Genomic DNA, 14,794 nt, shown 5'->3' with positions numbered 1-14,794 from the left:
GCGGCCCCGCCGCGGTCGACCGGGATCGACGCGACGGGGCGGCAGGATCGGACGCGACCGCCTGCCCGGCTCACCCCTGATCGGGGAGCCAGACGGTGCGCTGGGGCCGTCGGGTGATCCGGAGGAAGGCCCACCCGAGGACCAACGCCAGCAGGCCGACGCCGACGGCGATCGTCCCGGTCGTCCCCAGCGTGTCGGCCACGCCGATCAGGAGGCGCTTCATCCCCTGGCGACGCCCGGTGGCCTCGACCGCCTCGCCGGAGGCGAGCCTGGTGGCGGCGTCGTAGGTCCCCATCCAGAAGAGGCCGCCGAGGCCCCCGACGATGGCGGGCGGGATGATCGCCTCGAACACCCCGATGTCTTCCCGGGTCGACTGGAACGATCGGCCGGCCCGGCCGAGGATCGCCTGGAGGATCTCGGAGGCGTTGCCATCGGCCGTCGGGAAGCTCAGCGTCTTCGAGCCGTCGGGGCCGCCGTGGAGGGTCAACGAGTCGTTGCCGGGGCTGACCCGGGCCCTGGCGATCGAGGCCGCGTCGATCGTCGCGACCGACCCGGCCTTGAGCTGCGAGGGGTCGTCGCCGGCTTCGAGCCGCTCGATGACCTCCTTCAGCTTCTTCTTCAGGGTGAACATGTTCCCCGACAGGGAGACCAGGGAAACCTCATTCCCCCGGAGCGCCAGCACATGGGCGCGTTTCTCCTGCGACTTCGACCAGATTTGCACGTCCATTCAACGGAAGCCCGATTGGCGACGGTCCGGCGTGTCGCGGGGCCCTTTGCCCGCGAGCGAGGGCGCCGGAAGAAGGGTGTGGAATGAATTTAATCCAGCACGCCACCAATTGAGAATGGGTGAATGCAAAATTCAACAATATCGGATCGCGGGGGGCGATCCCCGGGGCGAGGTCAGTGGGCCGGGTCGATGAAGAAGCCGAAGACGATGAGCAGGACGAGGAGGAGCAGGCCGAACCAGGCGAGGTTGTATTGCAGGCTGACGAGCCGCCGGAGGTTCTCCAGGGCCCGGATCAGGTGGGGGATGTCGGCCCCCTCGGTCTGGGCGACGAGGAGGAACTCGCGGCCGCTCCGCATCGACCAGAAGCCGATCGCCACCAGGAACAGGGCGGAGAAGGCGGCCACCAGGGTCCCGCCCGACAGCAGGGTGCCCGGCGGCCGATTCAGGAGGCCCGAGAGCAGGGCGATGCCCCCGAGCACGATCGTCAGGATGCCGACGAAATGCAGCTTCGAGCCGAGGTCGGCGATCAAGTGCCCGTGATCGGGCCTGAACTCGAACGGCTCGCGATCCGAGGGGGGTGGCGATTGATCCATGACGGGACTTGTCTCGATCGAAGGGGGCCAGCGAAGGGGGATCGGGGCTCGCGACGGACCCGGGCCCGTGATCCCCTCGGCAAGGGTGGCGTCTCCCGGCGAGGAGCGCCGGACTGGGCTCAGAAGTCGAGCGTCCAGGGCGAGCGCATCTCGCGACGGAGCAGGGCATTGGCCTCGTCGTCGTCCTTGAAGCGTTCCTGCTCGGGGTCCCAGGTCAGCTCGCGACGGAGGTTCAGGGCGATGTTGTCGAGGTGGCAGACGGAGACGGAGCGGTGGCCGATCTCGACGTCGCAGATGGGGGTTTCGCGGCTGCGGACGCAGTCGAGGAAGTTGCCCATGTGGTCGTTCGAGACGTAGAGGCGGACGGCGTCGTCGCCCAAGGGCTCGTCGATCAGGGCCTGATCGCTGGCCTCGATCTTGCCGCGGTTGACGAAGATCCAGCCGTCCTCGCCGGTGAAGAGGTTGCCGTTCTCGCCGTCGCTCATGGTCTTCAGGACGGTGCCGTTGTCGTAGGTCGCGGTGCAGACGAACCGCTCGGGCATGTCGTACGAGTGCGGCAGGACGGGCCAGGGGGAGCCGTCGGCGTCGACCTTGACCGGGCCGGAGCCGTCGTAGCCGAGCGCCCACTGGGCGATGTCGTTGTGGTGGGCGCCCCAGTCGGTCATCTTGCCGCCCGAGTAGGCCTGCCACCAGCGGTACTCGTAGTGGCAACGCTCGGGGACGTAGGCGACCTCGGGGGTCTGGCCGAGCCAGAAGTCCCAGTCCAACTCGTCGGGGACCCGGGCCTCCTTGAACGGCCCGCCGACCGGGTTGCGGCCGATCCGGGCCTCGACCTCCTTGACCGTGCCGATCCGGCCGTTGCGGACCAGCTCGCAGGCCAGGCGGTATCGGGCGTCGGAGCGCTGCTGGCTGCCGACCTGGAAGACGGTGTCGTGCTCGCGGGCGGCCTTGACCAGCACCTTCCCCTCGTCGAGGAACAGGGTGAGCGGCTTCTCGCAGTAGACGTCGACCCCGGCCCGGATCGCGGCCAGGGCGGGCAGGGTGTGCCAGTGGTCGGGCGTGCCGATGGTCACGGCGTCGAGTTCTTCGTTGGCGAAGAGCTCGCGGTAGTCCTTGTAAATCTTGATCTCGCCGCCGCCGAGGTCCTCGACCGCCTGTTCAGCGTGCCGGGAATCGACGTCGCAGACGGCGACGAACTTGACCCCCTCGCGCCCGGCGGCCGACCGCATGATCCCCCGACCCTGGCCGCCGCAGCCGATGGCGGCCATCACGATCGTGTCGTTCGGGCCGATCTTCCGCTTCGGCTTGCTGCTCGCCTCCTCGCGGGCCGCCGCGACCTCCCGGGCATACCAGAGGGGCAGGCCCGCGGCGACCAGGGCGGAGGTCGATGCCCGGAGGAACCCTCGACGCGACCAGTTGGCGTAGCTCATGGAGTTTCTTCCCAGTTTCGGGTCGGGGAAAGGGGGTCGAGGCCCTGATCGGCTCGACACGGGACCGCCGAAAGACCCACCTTAGCAGCGCGAGCGGGCCGACGAAAGCAACGTCCCGTTGACTCCGTCAGATCAGCGAGCCTTGCGCCTCTTGAGCAGGCCCTTCCGGGCGGGCCGGGCCTCGTCGGACGCCTCGACCGGCATCGGGCTGGGGGAGACCGAAACCGGGGGCGAGGCCGAACCGACGGCCTCGAATGTCGCGGGCCGCACGGCCGGGTCGGCCGGCGCGGGGGCCGAGGCGATCGCCTCGGCCGACCGGGCCTCCTGGGCCTCCAGCTGGCCGAGGGCCTTCTGGGCCAGGGCGTTGGCGGGATTGACCTCGAGGACGCGCCGGTAGCGGGCCCGGGCCTCGTCGGTCTGGCCGGTCGCGGCCAGGATGTAGGCCATGTTGGCCTCGGCCGCGCTCGGGCCGCTGGCCCGGGAGAGGGTCGCCATCGCCTCGTCCTGCCTGCCCGAGGCGGCGAGGGCCAGGCCGAGGTTCGTCAGGACCCGGGAATCGTTCGGCTGGAGCGCCTCGGCCTTGCGGAGCGACGCGATCGCGTCGTCGAATCGGCCCTGGAGATAGGCGCTGTAGCCGGCGTCGTTCCAGGTCCGGTGGTCCTTCGGGGCGATCCGGGTGGCCTCCTGGTAGTGGGGGACGGCGTCGGCGAATTTGCCTTGCCGGTCGAGCGAGGCGGCCAGGCGGCGGTGGGCGAGGGCCCGGGTCGACCGGTCGACCTTGCGGTCGACGGCGTCGATGGCCCGGCGGTATTCCCCTTCGGCCGCCTCGAACTGGCCGCGAGCCTCGAAGACGCGGCCGAGGTCGAGGTGGACGTCGGCCGTCCGCTGCGAGGTCAGCTCGGGCATCGGCTCCGGATTCGTCGGCGAGTCGGCCGCCGCGTTCGTCGCCATGCTGTTCATCAGGGCCGATCCCATCGCCTCGTCGGTCGAGACGCCGGGCATCGCCGGGGCGTCAGCCTTGCGCAGTCGAGACGTGCTCCGGCACCCCGAGGAGGCGGCGACCGCCAGCAGGAGGCCGGCCAGCAGGAGCCGATGGCCCCCGGCGAGTCGCGGGCCGGGGCCCCCGCGGATTCGCCCTCGGCCCGGCGATCGCCCGATCCCCCGGGCCCGGTCGTCGTCGTTCGCAATCGGCGGCGCGGTGCGGCAGGTCATTGGGAAAGCCTCGGGTCAGTTCTGGAAATCGGCGTTCGGCAGCGGGGGGAGCGGGTAGGTCGTCGGCGCCCGGAGCGATCGGTCGAGCAGCACGCCGTCGTAAATCTCGGAGAGGTCGCCGCGACCGCCCAGGAAGGGGGAGCCGCCGACGATCAGCCGGCCCGGGTCGAGCATCGTGCCGTAGCTGGCGGCCAGCTCCAGGACGGCCTGGCGGCGGGCCTCGGCCAGGCCGGGGCGGTTCGGGTCGACCTCGACGAGCATCGGCCCGTCGTAGCAATGCAGCAGGGAGACCATCCGGCCGAGGCGTCGGAGGCCGCCCGGGTTCAACCGCTCGCTCCCGGAGAGGAAGTCGGTGCGATAGAGGGTGAAGCGGTGGATCTCGGCCTTCGCCTGTTGGGCGCCGAAGTTCCGGTTGACCGACCAGCCGAGCGGCGGCTCGGCGAAGCGCTCGTGCTCGCCGACCATCCGGTCCTTGATCGCGTAGCCGATGTGGTGGAAGGACCGGGCGATCGGCCCGGGCTGGTGCGTGTGGATCGCCCCGGCGTCGGGGCCGGCGACCAGGCCGGACGCCTGGCCGGGCAGGGGCGCCGGGGGCACCCCCGCGAGGCCCTCGGGCGGGATCACCGGCGCATCGATCCCCTTGCCGGCCTGCAACGGAGTCGGGGGGGGGATCGGCGCCGCGTCGATCGGCCCCGAGACCGCGGGGGGGAGGATCGGGGGGAGCGGGTCCTGGGCCTCGACCTGCGCCCTGGCCGTCGCCGTCGAGGTGGTGGCGGCGAGGGCCGCGCCCAGCAGGGCCGCGCCGAGCGTTCGTCGATCGTCTCGCATGGGTCTTCTCCCCGCCTTTTATTCGTGTTTCCTTCGGGAATCGAAGAAGGGCCCGGCCCGGGGATCAGTCCGCGAAGCCGTGCGGCCCGACGACCCACTGGTCTTCGCTCCGGAAATGCTTCATGACCTGGAACGGGTCGAGGTAATTGACCGTCGATCGGTGCGGGTGCCGGGTCTTGCCCTCCAGGCGGCCGAGGAAGTAGAACTCCAGGTCGTTCGGCTCCTGGTACAGCTCCCCGGGGCCGGGGGCCGCCTGGCCGTCGACCGGCTCGACCAGCTCGGGGGTCACGAGCACGATCAGCTCGGTCTCGTTCGTCTGGATGACGTTGCGGCTGAACAGGGGGCCGACGACCGGCAGGTCGCCGAGCAGCGGGATCCGCTGGGTCGAGCCGTTGGTCCGGGTCGAGAACAACCCGGCGATGGCCAGCGTCTGCCCCTCTCGCAGCTGCACGACCGTGCGGGCGCTGCGCTCGGTCAGGCCGGGGACGGCCGTGCCGGCCACGGCGATGCCGGTGTTCTGGTTCAGCTCGGAGAAGATCGGCTGCACGTCGAGCCGGATCGAGTCGTCCTCCAGGATCGTCGGCAGGAATTCGAGCAGGGCGCCGAAGTCGCGGAACTCGATCGTGATCGTCGCCACGCCGCCGATGCCGATCTGGGGGACCGGGAAGGGGAAGCTGCCGCCGGCGAGGAACCGGGCGGGCTGGCCGTCGAGGGTCATCAGGGTCGGCTGGGCGAGGATCCGGACCAGGTCGTTCTGCCGCAGGGCGTTCAGGTAGAGCCGGAAGTCGCCGTCGTTGAAGATGCCGAAGAGCTGGGTGTCGAGCGGGTCGGCGAAGAGCATCTGCTCGATGCCGAGCAGGGGCTGGAACGGGGTCACGCCGGCCACGCCGCCGACGACCGAGCTGACGTCGGTGCCGTCGGTCATGCGCTGGAAGTTGACGCCGAGCTGCCGCAGGCCGGTCCGGTTGATCTCCGCGATCTTGACCTTCAGCATCACCTGACGGGGGCCCCGGACCTTCACCCGGTTGACCACGACCAGGCCCGGCTGCACCCCCGAGGGGCTGGCGGCGGCCGGGGGGACGGGGGTCCCGAGCGCCGGCTCTCCGGCGCTGAAGCCCAGGTCGCTGGCCACGCTGCCGACGGCCGCCTGGCCGGAGAGCCGGAGCTCGGACCGGACCAGCTCGAGCACGTCGGCCATGACCTTCGAGTTGGCCGCCTGGCCCTCCAGGATGACGTTCTGGGCGACCTGGCGGACGGTGATGTCGGAGCCTTCCAGGATGGTATTGATCCGGTTCTCGAGCGCCTCCTCGTCGATCGAGACGACCGCCTCGAGCGTCTGCACGAGGTTGCGCTCCTGATCGACCAGGCGGACGGTCGCCCGGCCGAACCCGACCCCGATGACGTTGATGAACCGCAGGTCCCGGGCCTCGGGGTCGGTCAGGGGCTGGACCTCGATGACCCCGTCGTTGTCGTAGGTGATCAGCGTGTCGGCCGAGAGGGGGCGGGTCAGCCGGAACAATCGGGACCGGCCGATGATCAGGTTCACCTCGGAGGGGGGCAGATCCACCGCCTCGATCAGGGTTCCCTGGTCGGGGACCGGGAATCGCTCGGGCTCGTCACCCGGCCCGGCGACCGGGGGCAACCCGGCGTCGCCGGCGGGGGGGGCCGGGGGCGTCTCGGTCTGGATCCGGATCATGCCCCCGGCCGGGGCATCGGGGGCGGGGATCACCGGCGGGGCCACCGGCGGGGCGACGTTGGGCGGCGGGATCTCCGCCTCCTGCGCGAGCAGGCCCGGGCCCCCCGGGCATCCCCCGACGATCGCGACGAGCATGAACCATCGTACGGTCCCCAGAACCGGCCGAGTTCGGACGAGAGTGTGTCGCAGCTGAAACACCCGGTATCCTCCGATGAGTAACCCGGATCGACCTTGCGGCATCGCCGATGACCCGGTCCGGCCGTGAGACTCGTGCGGATTATGTGGACTTTATGGCCACGATAGTCAGTTCATCGACCGGACCCTCCCCTAACTTAAGCCGATCCACCGCACTTGCCCGAGCGGCCCCGGACCCGTCACAATGCGGGACCCGGCCGGGGCGCGACGCCATCGCCGCGACGGCCGGCCCAGGACCTCCTCGATCGCGCACAAAGGCCCCTCCGCGGAGCGGGCCGAGGGACGTTTCATGACCGGTCAGCACCAGCAGCGGCTCGGATTCGGGATCGACGCGCTCGACGCGCTCCTCGGCGGCGGATTGCTCCCGGGCACCCTCACGGTCATCGCCGGGGCCACGGGGGTCGGCAAGACCCAGCTCGGCCTGCGGTGGGCCGACGAGGGGCGACGGGCCGAGGGCCGCCGGGGAGTCCTCTGCGACCTGACCAGCCGGGGAGACGCCCAGAACCACGCCGCCTACGCCCGGTCGCACTTCGACTGGGAGATCGCCCCGTATCGGAGCGACACGAACCTCGACCTGGCCTCGGTCTGGGACCTCGACCGGTCGCTCGGCGACTACTTCCACCCGTTCTCGAAGGCCGGCCGCCGCGTCACCCGCCGCGACCTCGAGTACGACGACTGGCACGCCTGGAAGACCGACCTGTCCCGCGTCCTGCGCAAGTCGGTCGAGTTCTTCTACGCCCAGTTCGTCCGGGGCGTCCGCCGGGTGGTCGTCGACGGCATCGAGCCGAGCGACCGCATGAGCGAGTCGATCCAGTTCGAGTTCTTCGAGTACCTCTATCATCATGTCCTCCGCAAGGAGGACGACTGGGCCGCCCGCGAGCTCTTCCGCGAGCACTACCGGGCGAATGAGCCGCAGGTCATGGCCCACCGCTACGATCACGCCTCGATCGGCTGCCTCTACCTCTACACCACGCCCCACGTCCTGCTCGACGACCTGATGACCCAGCCGATCGGCGAGGGGGACGTCTTCTCCAACGCCAACACGATCATCCTCATGGGCCGGACCCGCCACGAGGGGCGGATGGGCCGCTCCCTCTACGTCGCCAAGCACCGCGGGAGCGCCTGCTCCGACGCGATCGTGCCCTACCGGATCACCGATCACGGCCTGGAGTTCGATCCGAGCTGAGCACGACGGCCCCGGGGCGTCGAGGGGGACGGGCGGTCGCCCCCCCCCCCTCGATCCCGGCTCGCCGATCCCTCACGCGACCGACCGCCTGGAATCCGGGTCGTCACGGCCCGGCGGGCGCCCCCAGGCCGATCAGTCGGTCGCGTCGGCCTGTTTTTCGAGCGGCCTCACGCTCACTTCCTTGAAGTACACCAGGTCGTCGTCGCCGTGGTTCTGCAGGCCGATGTAGCCCCGGGTCTTCCTCGGCTGACGCTTGGGGTCGATGTCGTTCCGGGGCGGCGGGATCGGGTCGCTCGTCGGGTCGAACCGCGAGACCGCTTCGCCGTTGACCGAGACGGCGATCACCTCGCCGTCGAGCGTGATCTCCATCGTGTTCCACTCGCCGGGGCGCGACTCGATTTTCTTCGCCTCGGCGAACGAGTAGATCGCCCCCGTCTGGCTCAAGGGGCTCCCCCGATCGACGATCTGCACCTCATACCCGTTGTGCACGGCGTACCAGGGGTCGTCCGGCTCCTCGGCGATCCGGACGTAGACCCCGGCGTTATCCCGCTCGTCCCCCACCTTGTAGACGACCCGGATCACGCAGTCGCCGAACGTCTCCTTCTCGTAATAGAGCAGGCCCATCCCGCCGACGGTCTTGAACCCGTCCCCGTCCTCCGCCTCCTCGAACGACCCGGGGCCGACCTGCTTCCAGCCGTCGAGCGTCTTGCCGTCGAAGATCACCCGGAACCCGTCCTCCTCGACCACTGCGGGCGAGGCCAGCATCACCACCGAAACCATCAAGGATTGAAGAAGCATCGAAGCTCTCCCGGCAATCCGCGTCGGATCCACGACCGCGAGGCCGCCGGCGCCGCGGCCGGCCCCCCCGCGATCCACTCGATGCCCGACGCGCCTCAAGGCCCGCCGGGCGGAGGGTCGATCGTACCAGGATCCTCGCCCCGATTCCTCGGGCCTGCCCCCGACCGCCCGGGCGGGGTCACTCGGCGCACGGGATGACGGCGGCCGTCGGCCTCGGCAACTCGACGGGCCGGGGGGCCTCGGCCACCGCCTCCGGCAGCACCGCCCGGCTTCGCCTCGGGCGGATCGTCCAGAGGATGCCGCCGATCGTCAACGCCCCGCCGACGACCAGGAACGGCGTGACCGCCTCGCCGAGGAACAGGTAGCCCCAGACGACCGTCAGGATCGGCGCCGCGTTACCGAAGGTGGCCACCTCGCTCGCGTCGAGCCGGGTCATCGCCAGGTTCTGGAAGGCCAGGGCGAAGACCGTGACGATCAGGGTCAGGTGCGCCAGCCCCAGCCAGGCCACCGCCGACGCCGAGCCGATCGCCCCCAGGCCCAGCGGCAGGATCGACCCGTCCCAGTCGAGGAAGAAGAGCGACACGGGCAGATCCATCACGGAGCCGACCACGAACGTCCCCGCCAGCGCCGGGATCGCCCCGTGACGGCGGATCAAGGGCCGGCTGGCGATCATGTACGCCCCCCAGGTCACCACCGCCCCGACGAGCAAGGCGTCCCCCAGGATCGCCCGGGACGCCTCGACCGACCCGTCCCCGCGCAGGCTCCCCAGGCCGATCACCGCCACGCCCAGCACGCTGGCGACGATCCCCACCAGCCGGTCCCCGCGCAGGCGTTCCTGCCCGATCGCGCTGGCGATCAGGAGCACGAACAGCGGGTTCGTCGCGTAGATCAGGCCCACATGGGTCGTCGGCGCCAGCCGGGCGCCCGTCAGGAAGAACAGCTGATTCAGACCCACGCAGAAGAGGCCCGAGGCCAGCACCCGCCCCAGATCCTCCCGGAGCATCCGGCGCAGCGCCCCCCCCTTCATCGCGAACGGCAGCAGGCAGAGCCCGGCCACCCCGAACCGCACCAGGGGGACCAGCGGCAAGGGCAGCTCGCGCACCGCGAGCTTGGCCGAGAGGGCCGTGGTCGATCCGATCACCACCATCAAGATCAGGAAGACGTAAGCCGCCCAGTCCCGCCGTCCGCCCGTCCCGTGATGCGAACCGCCACCGTCTTCCTGACCTGCCATCGAAGCAACCCCAATTGTGAAAATACCGAGACCGATCGCAGCCCGGGCCACCCGGTCCGCGCGTCCCCTCACTATCCTATAGAGGCTCGACAAGGCCGGGAGGTTCGATTCTCGCGAGCGACCGCCCCGCCGAAGCCCGCCGCCGCCGGCCCGAGATGCCCCGGCCGTCTTCGACCCGCCGATCAATCGCCCGAGATCACCTTCAGGCCGATGACCGAGCCGATCAGGAGCGCCAGCAAGGCCACCCTGCTGCCCGTCAGCGGGTCCTTGAACAGGACGATGCCGACGATCGCCGTCCCGCAGGCGCCGATCCCGGTCCAGACTGCATACGCCGTGCCCAGCGGGATCGTCTGGATCGCCCTCGTCAGGAGCACGAAGCTCAGGATGCTCAGGACGAAGAACCCGGCCGAGGGGATCGGCCGGGTGAAGTTCTCGCTCAGCTTCAGGCAGGTCGTAAAGCCGATCTCCGCGAGACCGGCGATCACCAAGACAATCCAGGCCATGAATCATCCGTCCGGGACAGGTTGCCCACTCAAGGTCTCGATTCCAGCGTCATTCTACGCGATCGCCCGCCTCCGAGGCGATCGCAACCGCGATCGATCGGCGCCGACACCGACACCGACCCCGAGCCATCACGCCCCCGGCCGGGCCCCGATCGTCGATGAGTGCAGGGCGATCGCCTCGCGGTAAATGGCTTCCAGGGAATCGACCCGATGGTTCCACCCGAATGCTTCCAGGGCGACTCGCCTCGCGGTCTGCCCCATCCGGCCTCGAAGTTCGTGATCGAGGACGAGGGCCTCCATCGCCTCCCGGAACCCGCGGAGGTATCCCTCCCTGGAGTCCGGGGCGACGGCGACCCCGCCCCCTTCGGGCAGGTAATCGGCCGGGCCTCCCCAGTCGGCGCAGACGATCGGCAGGCCGAGGCAGGCGGCCTCCATGACCACCGCCCCCCCCGGTTCCTGCAAGCTGGGGAAGGCGAACACGTCGCAGCGCCTGAGCTCGTCGATCGCCTCCGACGACTTCATCCAGCCGAGGAATTCCACCCGATCCGAGACGCCCAGCCGATCGGCCAGCCCTTGCAGGTTCGCCCGTTCCGGGCCGTCTCCGATGATCACGAGTTCCGCCTGCTCTCGGAGGACCGCCGAGCCCGCGAGGCTTCGGATCAGGACGTCGATCGCCTTGAACTGGACCAGGCGGCTCATCGTGGCGATGCGCACCGGGGCCTGCGTGCGCCCCCGGTCGCGATCGATCGACCACTCCGACAGGTCCACCGCGTTGGCCCGGAGCAGCCGCAGCCGGTCGGGCGGAGGCGGCACGGGGAGGCTCCTCGCCGTCCGGTCGTTCGAGACGAGCGTCAGGGTCGGGCGGGCCGCGAGCAGGCGGTGGAGCGAGGGCGCCAGCCGCCTCCCCAGGGCGATCACCCCCCTCGTGATCCAGGACTCCTGCGAGGCGAACGCCGGGGGATAGCTGATGTCTCCGTTCAGCGGCCCGAGCACGAACGGGCGCCCGGTCCGCACGACCGTCAGGATCCTCGGGGAAATCGGGATCGGCTTGTGGACGAGGTCCACGCCGTCCATCGACTCGAGCAGCGAGGAGACGGTCCGATCCATCATGATCTTGAGGAGCTGGCCGCCGGTGAACTCCCTCAGGCGTTCCGGCAACCAGGAGGTGAGCCTCCAGACGAGTCGCTGGGCCGAGGTGTCGGGCACGAACTGCGTCCGATCCACCAGCTCCGGCACGTCCTGGGCGATGTCCCTCCGGCACCGCTCGTGCGTGATCAGCCGGACGTCGTGCCCCCGGGCGATCAATTCCCGGGCGTAGTGGATGGGCCTCGCCGCCTCGCCCCCCATGCGGAACGACATGTTGGGCGCGTAGACCACGATTCGGAGCCGCAGGCCGCCGGGGGCCGGGTCTTCGAGGGGGATGGGGCGATGGCTCTGCGCACTCATCGTGTTGTCGAACCCTTGGGGCTGAGGGGTGGCGGGGCCTGGCGGCCCGGCGAACCGGGGCCGGTCGCGAGCGATCGGGGCGGCGGGCGGCGGGCGGCGGGCCTCGGCGGGCGCTCGGGATCCTCGGGCGTCGTGATTCTATTCGAAGTCACGCATGATCATCCAGGGAAGAGTCCCCAGGGCCACACGATCGCCGCCGATTCGCAACGAGGCCGTCACACGCGGCCCGAGCCCGACGTTCCTCGCCTCGTCGGTCCATCCCACGCCGTCTCAGCGGGCGGCGGCCGAGACCGGCCGGCCGGTCTCGATCGGCGGGGAGCCCTGCGCCTTCTGGAACGCCCGCTGCCGCTCCAGCCTCGTCTGCTCGAAGAGCGAGCGATAGAATCCCTCCTCGGCCTCGGTGAACTCCAGCCCGCGCCGCCCCTTGACGATCCGGGCCGTCTCGAACATCTGCTCCAGGTCGAACCCCCTGGCCACCTTGCCCCAGAGGACGCTGGAGAAGCTCGGCACGTGCTTCGGCAGGAGCCAGCCGGCGGGCAGGACGTTGCACATCACGCCGATCGAGGTCCCCGTGTTCAGCATGCTGCCGAGCCCCGTCCGCGAGTGGTCGCCGATGAAGCAGCCGACCTTCGCCTGGCCGGTCGGCACCGGGTCGCCTCGCAAGGGCACCTCGACCTCGCCGTAGTCGTTCCGCAGGTCGCTGTTCGAGGTGATCGCCCCCAGGTTCACCCACTCTCCCACGTACGAGTGCCCCAAAAACCCCTCGTGGTACTTGTTCGAGTACCCCTGGACGATCGACGCCTCCACCTCGCCGCCGACCCGGCAGGCCGGGCCGATCGTCACCGCCCCTCGAATGTTCGCGCGGAACAACTGCGTCCCCGGGCCGATCACGCAGGGCCCCTCGATCCTCGTGAACGGCTGCACCCAGACATCCCTCCCCACGATGATCGGCCCGTTCGTCGCGTCGAAGACCGTGTAGGGGTCGATCCGGGCCGTCTCGTGGATCCGCAGCTGATCGGGCGACCCGACCAGCGCCATCGACTGCAGGTGGCGGTTCGTCACCGAGTCGCCGCCGAGCGCCTCGAAGTCGTCTCGGATGGCCTGCTCGTTCAGCGAGACCAGGTCCCACGGCCGGTCGACCCAGTGGCCGCCGACCTCCTCGCCGTCGACCTTCGCCAGCAGGTCGTCGAACCACTCGTCGATCCGATGGCTCGTCAGCGCCACCGCCCGCTCCGGACCCGCCACGGCGCAGGCGGGCCGGCCGTTGCACAGTCCCAGCCACGGCGCCGCGGTGGTCGACGGCTCGAAATCCTTCGGCGGCACCCAGCGGGAGTTGGCCACGATCACCGGCCCCTGGGCCAGCCAGTCGCCGTCGTTGAGGACCGTGTGGGGGTCGCGCTCGCGGACGATCGGCTCGAGGACCGACCGCACGATCGCCGCCCGACGCGCCGGCCCCGGCCCGACCCCGAAGGCCCGGGCGACCCGATCTCCCAGCGTCACCGCCCCCAGCCGCAGGCCATAGGCCGGGCGGGTGAGCGTCAGCGGCTCCAGGCCGACGACGGCCATGTCTTCGACGAAGCAGAGACGCATGGGAGGCTCCTTCCATGATGCCGGGTGAGTGTCGAGCCGCTCGGAGCGGGGGGTCGACGCGAGGCGAGGGGCCGCTGACCCCGTTTGATCGAGGGCCGAAGGCCGCCGTCGCCCGGATCCGATCGTGCTCGCGAGCCCCCGTTCCCTGGTCCGAATCCCGCAAGCGACCGGGCGTTTGCGTGCGCGGATTATAGCGGCCGGACGCCCCCCGGCTACCCCGATTTGCGGCCGACCGCGCCGACGGTCGCCGCACAGGCCTCACCGCACGCGGTGAAACCGCACCTCATCCCGATCCGTGTCGAGCAGCGCCACGGTCCATTCCCTCGCCCGGTGGAGGGCCCCCGGGTTGACCTGGCGGATCGGCCCGTCCCGCTCGTCGAGCTATTGATGCGAGTGGCCGAAGAGCAGGTAATCCGGCTCGGCCGCGAGCAGGCGCCGGAATTCGCCCGTCAGGTGGCCGTGCGTGACCCCGACCCGGCGCCCCGCCAGCTCCAGCTCCGCCGCCCAGCCGTGCAGACTCCCGCCGGTCGCCCCGACCGCCCGCTCGATCCCCTCGAGGTCGAAGTCGTTATTCCCGAGCACGTAATGGCACGCGAGCCCCGCCCCGGCGACCGTGTGCACGACCGACGCCTCGGTCAGGTCGCCGCAGTGGATCAGGATCTCGGCCCCCTCGGCCGCCAGCAGGGCCACCGCCGCGGCCGTGCGCCCGATCTGGTCGTGAGAGTCGGACAGGATTCCGATGCGCATGATTGGAAGGAACTCTCGATCGGACGCGGATTCCCTTGGCGACATCACCGCCGGATCGTAGAATACCCTCGGACCATCGGCCTGTCGGCCCCGAATCGCTCCGTGATCGTCTCCCGTCTTCATCGCTCGCGGGCCGATCGACCGCTGGTGTCCGCGCGACGCCCCTTGTCGGGGCGGCGATCGATCGGCCGACCGGAACCGGCCGATCGCGGAAGATCGGGCCAGGCCTCGCAGGTGATCTCGTCCCTCGGACTCCCGAACGGCCGTCGCCTCGTGCTGCGCCGATCGTCCCTGTCTCTACCCGCTCCGAGCGGGGAGGTGTCCCATGTTCACGACCGACGCCAAGACCCAGCCCCGGATCGACCGATCGGCCGATCGCACGAACGACACGTCCGTCGATCCCCACCTCGTCCGAGCCCCCGAGCCGGCCGTCGAGGCCCCCGACCGTGGCGATGACCGCGTCGAACCGCTCGAAGACGCCGTCATCCGCCATGCCGAGGCCCCCGATGCCGGCGACTGCCGCGCCGACCTGGCCGAGCAGGATTACACGCACGGACGCAGCATGACCTGATGAGGACGGAAGCCGCTCCGCCCTTCTTCGCTCGGAGTGAT

Annotated in this window: 14 protein-coding genes; 2 read left to right on the top strand and 12 right to left on the bottom strand. The window is 70.5% G+C overall.

The annotated features are described in order from the left end of the window. Nucleotides 1–70 precede the first annotated feature (70 nt). From AB1L88_RS18210 to AB1L88_RS18185, 6 genes are all read right to left on the bottom strand, one after another. Nucleotides 71–727, bottom strand: coding sequence for a hypothetical protein (locus tag AB1L88_RS18210; RefSeq protein WP_367098108.1), 657 nt, complete (start codon nucleotides 725–727; stop codon nucleotides 71–73). Between the two features lie 173 nt (nucleotides 728–900). Next, entirely contained in the window at nucleotides 901–1,320 is a 420-nt protein-coding gene (locus AB1L88_RS18205) for a hypothetical protein (RefSeq protein ID WP_367098107.1), read from the bottom strand. Nucleotides 1,321–1,439: 119 nt separating this feature from the next. After that, a complete protein-coding gene (locus AB1L88_RS18200; RefSeq protein ID WP_367098106.1) occupies nucleotides 1,440–2,750 on the bottom strand; it encodes a Gfo/Idh/MocA family oxidoreductase in 1,311 nt (436 codons plus the stop codon). A gap of 132 nt (nucleotides 2,751–2,882) precedes the next feature. Further along, nucleotides 2,883–3,962 (bottom strand): tetratricopeptide repeat protein, encoded by a 1,080-nt coding sequence (locus AB1L88_RS18195; protein ID WP_367098105.1) that lies wholly within the window; start codon nucleotides 3,960–3,962, stop codon nucleotides 2,883–2,885. Nucleotides 3,963–3,977: 15 nt separating this feature from the next. Further along, nucleotides 3,978–4,790: a hypothetical protein gene (locus tag AB1L88_RS18190; protein WP_367098104.1), complete on the bottom strand. Its 813-nt coding sequence runs from the start codon at nucleotides 4,788–4,790 to the stop codon at nucleotides 3,978–3,980. Between the two features lie 64 nt (nucleotides 4,791–4,854). Next, nucleotides 4,855–6,621 (bottom strand): pilus assembly protein CpaC, encoded by a 1,767-nt coding sequence (locus AB1L88_RS18185; RefSeq protein WP_367098103.1) that lies wholly within the window; start codon nucleotides 6,619–6,621, stop codon nucleotides 4,855–4,857. 349 nt (nucleotides 6,622–6,970) lie between these two features. On the opposite strand from AB1L88_RS18185, the gene AB1L88_RS18180 reads away from it, so the two are divergent. After that, nucleotides 6,971–7,867, top strand: a complete 897-nt coding sequence (locus tag AB1L88_RS18180; RefSeq protein WP_367098102.1) for an ATPase domain-containing protein — start codon at nucleotides 6,971–6,973, stop codon at nucleotides 7,865–7,867. 132 nt (nucleotides 7,868–7,999) lie between these two features. Here AB1L88_RS18180 and AB1L88_RS18175 read toward each other — a convergent pair whose 3' ends face one another. The 6 genes from AB1L88_RS18175 to AB1L88_RS18150 all read right to left on the bottom strand — a co-directional run bounded on the left by AB1L88_RS18175 (nucleotide 8,000) and on the right by AB1L88_RS18150 (nucleotide 14,182). Beyond that, a complete protein-coding gene (locus AB1L88_RS18175; protein WP_367098101.1) occupies nucleotides 8,000–8,665 on the bottom strand; it encodes a DUF1080 domain-containing protein in 666 nt (221 codons plus the stop codon). Nucleotides 8,666–8,843: 178 nt separating this feature from the next. Then, on the bottom strand, nucleotides 8,844–9,896 hold the full coding sequence (locus AB1L88_RS18170) for a DMT family transporter (RefSeq protein WP_367098100.1): 1,053 nt from the start codon (nucleotides 9,894–9,896) through the stop codon (nucleotides 8,844–8,846). A gap of 182 nt (nucleotides 9,897–10,078) precedes the next feature. Beyond that, nucleotides 10,079–10,399 carry a multidrug efflux SMR transporter gene (locus AB1L88_RS18165; RefSeq protein ID WP_367098099.1) on the bottom strand — a complete coding sequence of 107 codons (321 nt, stop codon included), beginning with the start codon at nucleotides 10,397–10,399 and terminating at the stop codon, nucleotides 10,079–10,081. Nucleotides 10,400–10,528: 129 nt separating this feature from the next. After that, on the bottom strand, nucleotides 10,529–11,845 hold the full coding sequence (locus AB1L88_RS18160; protein ID WP_367098098.1) for a glycosyltransferase family 4 protein: 1,317 nt from the start codon (nucleotides 11,843–11,845) through the stop codon (nucleotides 10,529–10,531). Between the two features lie 270 nt (nucleotides 11,846–12,115). Beyond that, nucleotides 12,116–13,435, bottom strand: coding sequence for a putative sugar nucleotidyl transferase (locus AB1L88_RS18155; protein ID WP_367098097.1), 1,320 nt, complete (start codon nucleotides 13,433–13,435; stop codon nucleotides 12,116–12,118). Nucleotides 13,436–13,816: 381 nt separating this feature from the next. Further along, on the bottom strand, nucleotides 13,817–14,182 hold the full coding sequence (locus tag AB1L88_RS18150) for a metallophosphoesterase family protein (RefSeq protein ID WP_367098096.1): 366 nt from the start codon (nucleotides 14,180–14,182) through the stop codon (nucleotides 13,817–13,819). A gap of 325 nt (nucleotides 14,183–14,507) precedes the next feature. Between AB1L88_RS18150 and AB1L88_RS18145 the strand changes: the two genes are divergently transcribed. Beyond that, on the top strand, nucleotides 14,508–14,753 hold the full coding sequence (locus AB1L88_RS18145; RefSeq protein WP_367098095.1) for a hypothetical protein: 246 nt from the start codon (nucleotides 14,508–14,510) through the stop codon (nucleotides 14,751–14,753). Nucleotides 14,754–14,794 lie beyond the last annotated feature (41 nt).

This window comes from Tautonia sp. JC769, assembly GCF_040717455.1.
GTDB lineage: Bacteria > Planctomycetota > Planctomycetia > Isosphaerales > Isosphaeraceae > Tautonia.
This window is presented reverse-complemented; position numbering and strand designations above follow the sequence as displayed.

Excerpts from the sequence above, each read along its gene's own strand:
- AB1L88_RS18165 (WP_367098099.1), bottom strand. The coding sequence starts at position 10,399 with ATGGCCTGGATTGTCTTGGTGATCGCCGGTCTCGCGGAGATCGGCTTT.
- AB1L88_RS18145 (WP_367098095.1), top strand. The coding sequence starts at position 14,508 with ATGTTCACGACCGACGCCAAGACCCAGCCCCGGATCGACCGATCGGCC.
- AB1L88_RS18210 (WP_367098108.1), bottom strand. The coding sequence starts at position 727 with ATGGACGTGCAAATCTGGTCGAAGTCGCAGGAGAAACGCGCCCATGTG.
- AB1L88_RS18155 (WP_367098097.1), bottom strand. The coding sequence starts at position 13,435 with ATGCGTCTCTGCTTCGTCGAAGACATGGCCGTCGTCGGCCTGGAGCCG.
- AB1L88_RS18175 (WP_367098101.1), bottom strand. The coding sequence starts at position 8,665 with ATGCTTCTTCAATCCTTGATGGTTTCGGTGGTGATGCTGGCCTCGCCC.
- AB1L88_RS18170 (WP_367098100.1), bottom strand. The coding sequence starts at position 9,896 with ATGGCAGGTCAGGAAGACGGTGGCGGTTCGCATCACGGGACGGGCGGA.
- AB1L88_RS18195 (WP_367098105.1), bottom strand. The coding sequence starts at position 3,962 with ATGACCTGCCGCACCGCGCCGCCGATTGCGAACGACGACGACCGGGCC.
- AB1L88_RS18180 (WP_367098102.1), top strand. The coding sequence starts at position 6,971 with ATGACCGGTCAGCACCAGCAGCGGCTCGGATTCGGGATCGACGCGCTC.
- AB1L88_RS18150 (WP_367098096.1), bottom strand. The coding sequence starts at position 14,182 with ATGCGCATCGGAATCCTGTCCGACTCTCACGACCAGATCGGGCGCACG.
- AB1L88_RS18200 (WP_367098106.1), bottom strand. The coding sequence starts at position 2,750 with ATGAGCTACGCCAACTGGTCGCGTCGAGGGTTCCTCCGGGCATCGACC.
- AB1L88_RS18185 (WP_367098103.1), bottom strand. The coding sequence starts at position 6,621 with ATGCTCGTCGCGATCGTCGGGGGATGCCCGGGGGGCCCGGGCCTGCTC.
- AB1L88_RS18190 (WP_367098104.1), bottom strand. The coding sequence starts at position 4,790 with ATGCGAGACGATCGACGAACGCTCGGCGCGGCCCTGCTGGGCGCGGCC.
- AB1L88_RS18205 (WP_367098107.1), bottom strand. The coding sequence starts at position 1,320 with ATGGATCAATCGCCACCCCCCTCGGATCGCGAGCCGTTCGAGTTCAGG.
- AB1L88_RS18160 (WP_367098098.1), bottom strand. The coding sequence starts at position 11,845 with ATGAGTGCGCAGAGCCATCGCCCCATCCCCCTCGAAGACCCGGCCCCC.